Annotated in this window: 9 protein-coding genes; 5 read left to right on the top strand and 4 right to left on the bottom strand. The window is 70.5% G+C overall.

All coding sequences use genetic code 11. The features are described 5' to 3' along the window. From FCI23_RS53570 to FCI23_RS53580, 3 genes are all read right to left on the bottom strand, one after another. The coding region (locus FCI23_RS53570; RefSeq protein WP_136731419.1) for a hypothetical protein at positions 1–254 on the bottom strand (254 nt) is incomplete at its 3' end. A 453-nt stretch (positions 255–707) separates the two neighbouring features. Next, entirely contained in the window at positions 708–1,481 is a 774-nt protein-coding gene (ku, locus tag FCI23_RS53575) for a non-homologous end joining protein Ku (protein WP_169317454.1), read from the bottom strand. After that, positions 1,460–1,693, bottom strand: a complete 234-nt coding sequence (locus tag FCI23_RS53580; protein ID WP_136731423.1) for a hypothetical protein — start codon at positions 1,691–1,693, stop codon at positions 1,460–1,462. Before FCI23_RS53580 ends, ku begins: the two co-directional genes overlap by 22 nt. 535 nt (positions 1,694–2,228) lie before the next feature. Here FCI23_RS53580 and FCI23_RS53585 point away from each other — a divergent pair. The 5 genes from FCI23_RS53585 to FCI23_RS64505 all read left to right on the top strand — a co-directional run bounded on the left by FCI23_RS53585 (position 2,229) and on the right by FCI23_RS64505 (position 4,636). Beyond that, the gene (locus FCI23_RS53585; RefSeq protein ID WP_136731425.1) at positions 2,229–2,618 is read left to right on the top strand and encodes a hypothetical protein; all 390 of its coding nucleotides are present in this window, start codon (positions 2,229–2,231) and stop codon (positions 2,616–2,618) included. Next, positions 2,618–3,130: a hypothetical protein gene (locus tag FCI23_RS53590; protein ID WP_136731427.1), complete on the top strand. Its 513-nt coding sequence runs from the start codon at positions 2,618–2,620 to the stop codon at positions 3,128–3,130. The genes FCI23_RS53585 and FCI23_RS53590 overlap by 1 nt, the downstream gene beginning before the upstream one ends. A 19-nt stretch (positions 3,131–3,149) precedes the next feature. After that, positions 3,150–3,572 carry a universal stress protein gene (locus tag FCI23_RS53595; RefSeq protein ID WP_136731429.1) on the top strand — a complete coding sequence of 141 codons (423 nt, stop codon included), beginning with the start codon at positions 3,150–3,152 and terminating at the stop codon, positions 3,570–3,572. 278 nt (positions 3,573–3,850) lie between these two features. Then, the gene (locus tag FCI23_RS53600) at positions 3,851–4,207 is read left to right on the top strand and encodes a hypothetical protein (RefSeq protein ID WP_136731431.1); all 357 of its coding nucleotides are present in this window, start codon (positions 3,851–3,853) and stop codon (positions 4,205–4,207) included. A 192-nt stretch (positions 4,208–4,399) separates the two neighbouring features. Beyond that, positions 4,400–4,636 (top strand): hypothetical protein, encoded by a 237-nt coding sequence (locus FCI23_RS64505; RefSeq protein ID WP_136731433.1) that lies wholly within the window; start codon positions 4,400–4,402, stop codon positions 4,634–4,636. A gap of 884 nt (positions 4,637–5,520) precedes the next feature. On the opposite strand, the gene FCI23_RS53610 is transcribed toward FCI23_RS64505, so the two are convergent. Beyond that, positions 5,521–6,071: amidohydrolase family protein (locus FCI23_RS53610; protein WP_169317455.1), on the bottom strand; the 551-nt coding region annotated here is incomplete at its 5' end.

The raw sequence follows: 6,071 nt of genomic DNA on the forward strand, positions 1-6,071 counted from the left end.
CGGTCGGCCAGTCCGCGCACCAGCAGCACCGGCATCCCCGATTCGGCCTCCGGCTCCTCGACCGGACCCGGCGGCAACCAGGTGACGGCCGGGCCGAGCCGCCCGGTGAGCTGCCGCAGGCCCCAGCCGGCCAGGTCCACCGGGATCCCGGCCAGGCGCCGCGCGGCCCATCCAGCCTCCACGCCGGCGCCGCGCGCGGTCGTCAGCCACGGCACCCACAGCTGCGGCCTCCACGGAATGGTCGTGGCGTCCACCTTCTCTAAACGACCCCGACGTTAATGCTGCGTAAATTCATGATTACACGCGCTGCCCTGGACGTGCATCCCGAGTGATTACTCGCGCCAAGGGCGGTGCGGCGGCAGTAGCCCGGCGTGTCCGTCGACAGCGCCTGTCAACGGCCAGTTCGTATCTACTGGCCGCCGTCAAGTCCCCTGCCCGCTCCCTAATCGTCATCAAGCCCATCGACCAGGGTGAAAGCACCCCGACACGGGCGTGCGGTGCCGTGCGCCACAGCCAGGACCGGGCCCGCACTGCTCGCCCCGGTTCTTGCTTCCGCCGTGGTCAGGGCCTGCACGGCCGGCAGGAGGCGACCCTAACCGATCGACCGTTTCCCGCCGCCGGTCGGCCACCGGTACCGTGGAATCCAGGAGACGCTGGAGGCGCCCACCGCCCGCCGCGACCGAGCAATGGCAACGCTGAGCCCGCCGTCACCTCTCCCTCGGCTCCCGGATGCTCCGCTCCAGCGCCGCCACGAGGTCGACGGCTGGCTCGGGCTCCGGGGCGGCGGCCAGCTCTCGGCCTGACACCTTGGCCATGATGAGCTGCTCCAGTGCCGACGCGTACTCCTCACGCAGCTCGCCGATGTCGACGCCGGCCAGTTGGTTGATGAACAGCGAGGCGAGTTCGAGTTCCTGGCCCGTCACCGGCGAGCTCGACGCCAGGCCCTCAGGCTCCCGTAGTTCCTCGGGCCATAGGAGGGTCTGGACAACGAGCGCCCCGTGCCGCGGCCACAGGACGGCGATCCGCTCCCGGGACCGAATCGTCACCTTGGCCACTGCCGCCTGTCCGCAGCGGTCCAGTATGGCGACGAACAGGGCATACGGCCGCTGCCCGGCCGGTGCGGACGCGCCCGCGTAGTAGGCGCGGGAGAGCGTGATCGGGTCCAGGCCCTCCACTGGCACGAGGCCGAGCACGTCGATGACGCGTTTCGTCGGCAGTGGCAGGGCCTCCAGATCCGCATCCCGGAGCACCACCACCTGGCCGTCCGGGGCTTCCCCGGCGTGGGCGATCTCCTCCTGCGGCACTTCCCGGCCCTCGGCCTCGCACATCCGGTGGTGTCGGATGCGGGACCCGCAGGTGTGGACCTCGTCCAGCGGGGTGTGGGCCTCCTCCGTCGCCGTGTACAGGCGCACAGGGATCGTGACCAGGCCGAACGAGATGAAGCCCGACCAGACGGCCCTCATGTTGACTGCCGCGTCCACGTGAACTTGTCGCCCCCCACCCACCTGATGACCGACGGGTCGTCGAGGTCGACGTGTTCCAGCCCGGAGCGAAGAGAGAACTCGATCACGTCCACGAAGGAGAACGCCTCGCCGACCGGCTCCCCGTTGACCAGCACGATGCGGAACGGCGGCTCGCCGTGCTGGACGCCCGCCACCACGATCGGGACGCCTGGACTCTCACTCCCGGCCATACATCCATGGTGCGCCTGGCGCGGCGCCTACGCACGACAGCCGCTGTCAGACCCGGCGTTGCCCGCCCTGCTCAGAGCACGGTGGACCCGTCGCAAGCGTCGGCGGGTTCGGTGCCGGATTGGTGCGCATCTCCAGCCACGCATCCAGCCTGTTGCCCGGAACCTGCTTGGACAGCGCCTGCCAGCCCACCGTCAGTGTTACGTGCCACCCCCTCCTGACCGGCCTCCCGCCGCAACGCCGGCGAACAGCGCTTTCCACGATGCCGTCGAGAACTTCCTCGGACTCGGCAAGCTATCTCGGCGTCGCCGTCAACCCGGGATTAACTTCACGGAGTACTGGGGGAAACTCGAGCCGACGGTCGATCTCTTCGGCAAGACCGCCATGAACCGGCTCAATAACGCGTGCGTCGGCCTGAAGCACCACGGGGGACTTCCCCTCTCCGCAGACCGTCGAGCAGTCCCGGGAGGCAGTGCTGAACTTCTTCACCACGGCGGCGCCGAAGGTCTTCAACGTCGGGGCTCCGACACCGTGGACATGGCCGACCTCGTCAGCCAGCCGGAGGTCTCCAAGCTCCTGCGCGAAGCGCAGACGCACGCGGACATCGGCGACTACATGCAGGCCATGGCAGCCCGGTCACTGGCATTCACCACGCTGCTCGATCAGTATTCTGGCGGCCTCGGCGCCTACGACTGGGAGCAGACGCCGTTCTCGTTCGGACCGCGGTTCGAGGGGCGCGACCGGGCCCTCGTCTTTCCGTGGCCACGGAAAGACCCGGGGGACAGGATGCGACGGGTGACCATCGACTACTTCCCGCCGCCGGTCGGTCACCGGTACCGTGGAATCCAGGAGATTGTGGAGGGGCTCACCGCCAGCCGCCGCCGAGCGTCGCCAATGGTCCCTGCCGACGGGGTAGGGAGACCCTGATGACCGCGAGTGCACGCTGCGCCCACCTACAGCTGGCAGCGGACCTGTACGCCGCCGGTGTGGCGACGATGCGAACCGCTGCCTGCAGGATGTCCTGCGCGGCCAGCTACGCCAGGACCGCCTCCCGGGGCGGGTGGCGGGCGAGGCCAAGCGCGGCAAGAGCACACTGTTCAACGTGCTGCTCGAGTGTGGTGTGCTGCCCGAGCTGGATCCGTCGGCATCTGCCGGGCGACTACGAGAAGAAGCGGTTCCGGGTCCATCTGGCCCGGGAGACGGCGGACCTGGTCCCCCCGGTGGGCCAGGTGCGGTTTGATCTTCACCAGCGCCTCGCCGAGTGGACCCGGGAAATGGAGCGCGCCGTCGCCGCCCGCCGCGAGGCCGTCGCCCACAGGCTTGAGCAGCAGGATTCCGTGCCCGTCGGCCAACGCTGCGGCAGATCCCGGCCGCACTGGACAGCAGCCCCCCGGTGGCCCGCAGCATCCTCGGGCGGTGAGCCGGGTGCCTGGGACTGAAGCGGAGCCCACAGGTGGTGTGTTCCGCCGGATCGTGGTCGCGTACGACGACTCGCCGCAGGCGCGCCGGGCACTGGAGCGTGCGATCGTCCTGGCACGCAACCACGGCACCCGGTTGATCACCGTGGTGGTAGAGGCGCACCTGCCGCACCGCCCCGCGACGATGGGCGAGGTGGAGGAGGAAATGGTGGTGGGAGAGCGGGTAATCCGTCCCTGGCTGGCCGCTGCCCGTGCGTTCGCCGACGAGTACGGCGTGCAGGTGACCGTGGAGATCCGCGCCGGGCCAGTGGCACGGGAGCTGGTGCGGGCCGCTGAGAAAGTCCACGCGGACTTGATCGTGCTCGGTCGCCGCGGCCGCCGCGTGCCGTGGGTGCCGCATCTCAGGTCGACCGCGCGGCAGGTCAGCCGCCGCGCGTCGTGCCCGGTGCTGGTCGTGCCATGACCGCGCCGTTCGGCGTAGCGCCGGCACCGGCGGTACCGCCGAACCGTTCGGGTTGCCGGTGGAGGATGCTGGCGCGTGGCCTGATGCCCTGGGTGGCGGTGAGTCGGAGGTCTTCCTTCTCGGCGCGGGCACACAGCTGGTAGAGGTCGGCTGCCGCGTTGAGTCCGAATCGGGCGGCGACGGGCAGTAGCGCACGGGTGCGGGAGTGGAGTGGCGGTGCGGCATCCGCGAGGGCAGAGTGGCGCGGCGAAGGCGGTGGGCACCGGTGCGGAGGAACGATGGCGCGGCTCGTGGTCAAGGGCGGGGACCTCATCGTCCGTCTGTCATGGTGGGAAAAGGCGGCGGCGCGGCGCCGCAACGTTCACGTGCCCTTGTCCGCGGTCCGCCAGGTGGCCATCGAATCCGACTGGTGGCGGGCCCTGCGCGGCGTACCCGGCCGGGGCACCTTCATCCCTGGCGTGCTCTCCCTCGGCACCCGGCCACACCCCTGCGGAAAGGACTTCGCGGCCGTCCACGCTCCCCGGCCCGTCGTGTGCGTCGAGCTACGTCACCCCTCGCCCTACTCCCGCCTGGCCGTCACCGGCCCCGACCCCCAAGCCACCGCACGCACCCTGCGCACCGTCGCAGGAATCTGACCACCCAAGGAGGCGGTCCGCCAAGGCCCCCCGGTCCGGCCAACGGTGGGGTCCCGCGTATAGCCGCCTTCCGCCACCGCCCGGACGCCTGTCGATCAGGCCGCAGGGTCGACCTGGCCGTCTGGGTCCGTCGAGGGCTGGAGGGCCGCCACCGGGGGTCCGGGGAGCCGGGCTCTCGGTCGCGAGCAGCGGATCCTCTCGGAGATCGAAGCCGCGCTGGGGAAGGACGGGGAAGTGGATCGAAGCCTGCGCACCCTGTGCCTGAGCTCCCGACGCCCCCTCTGGGAGGAGATTCGCAGGCCACACGGTGTGTTCGTGGCCGCGTTGGCGGCGGCGTCGTTGTGCCTGCTCGTCGCCGGGTCGCTGACAGCGGTGGCGGCGCTCATCTGGGTCTGCGCAGGCGTACACCGACATCCGCGAACCGCGTGAGGCCATGTCCCGCGCTCGCCGTCTCCTGCTCGACCGCGCACGGAGCGCCCAGGCCTGGGCGCCGCCCCAGGATGGTTGCGCATCGGCGGGGGCGGCGGTACCGCGCGTTGCAGCGCTGCGGCGACTTCTCGTCCTGGGGGCGTCCGTCGCCAACGTTGACAGCGATGATTGACAGCGATGATGCGGTGCTTGGTCTGGCAGGCGGGGCAGGCGTGCGCGGTGTGGGACGGTCCCGGAGCCCTGCTCAACGATGCCGGGCGGCGATCGGGTTGCGGGTGGTCTGCCGGCACCAGCGGAGGGCTGCAATGTGGGGATGTTGCAGCCCGTCGGTCGCCCAACTTCTCGGCGAGGCCGGTTACCACGTCGAACACCTGCGGCTTGGCCTTCGGGGATGTGCCAGCAGAGTCGGACGCCGGCTGGGGGAGGGTGTGACGTCCACGTCCAGCAGCACAGCCCCGGCTTCTGGAGCCGGACCGCTGAGCCATCCAGCGGTTCGGGCCGTTACCGCCTGGGCCGCCGATTTGGCTTCCCGGTGGCGGACGACGTCCTGCTCGCGACCCGCACCCCTCGCCGATAGGACCCGAGATCGCCCGACGACAGATGACGCGCGTCGCCGAACGCGTGGGGTTCTCCACGGCTCGTTAGCAGACATCGAGTTGGTGGATCTCGTCGTGGGTGAGGTCGCCGGAGGCCTCGGACTGGTACCGGTGCGGGGATCATGTCGGAGGTGACGACCAGGTCGGCCGGGCGCCCCGTGGTGTGACGGTGATCAGCGTGTCGTAGGCGGATGCGCTGGCGGTGACCGGCTTCAGCATCGACTGGGCGTACATCTGTCGGTGGGGGATGGTGGTGGTGAAGACGCTCCAGCCGTCTTCCCATGGCGGTCACGGACGGCTCCTGAGGTCGAAAAGAGCCTCGGCGTTGCCGCCGAGGATGAGCTGCTGCGACGCCTTGTCGACCGGCAGCTTCTCGATCATGCGGATGCACTCCTCCAATGGCACCGACAGCGGCGGCGAGTCGGTGCCGAACAGCATCCGCTCGGGCCCCAGCACCTCGGCGTTGAGGCTCAGGTGCGCCGGGCTGAGCGGGCTGGTGTCGACGTACATGCGCTGCAGTGCCGCGCCCGGGTCGGCCGCCGGCGGGGCGGCCGACTGCGCCGGCGGCGCGCCCCCGCCCCAGTGCCGGGGCCGCGCCGCTGTCTGGAGGCGCTCTGGCAGCAACGCCATCGCACCGCCGCCGGTGGCACCGATGAGTCGCAGCCCGGGATACTTGTCCAGCCATCCCGCGAACGCGATCATGGCCATGCCCATGGTGAGGTCGCAGAAGCGGCCGATCTGCTCGACGAAGCCGATGTCGTCGACCCGCTCTGTGCCGGCCGGTTCGGCCGGGGCGTGCACCAGGACCGGCACTCCCGTCTCCGCGGCCAGCGCGAAGA

Origin of the sequence: Actinacidiphila oryziradicis (assembly GCF_005047355.1) — a bacterium.
Classification (GTDB): domain Bacteria; phylum Actinomycetota; class Actinomycetes; order Streptomycetales; family Streptomycetaceae; genus Actinacidiphila; species Actinacidiphila oryziradicis.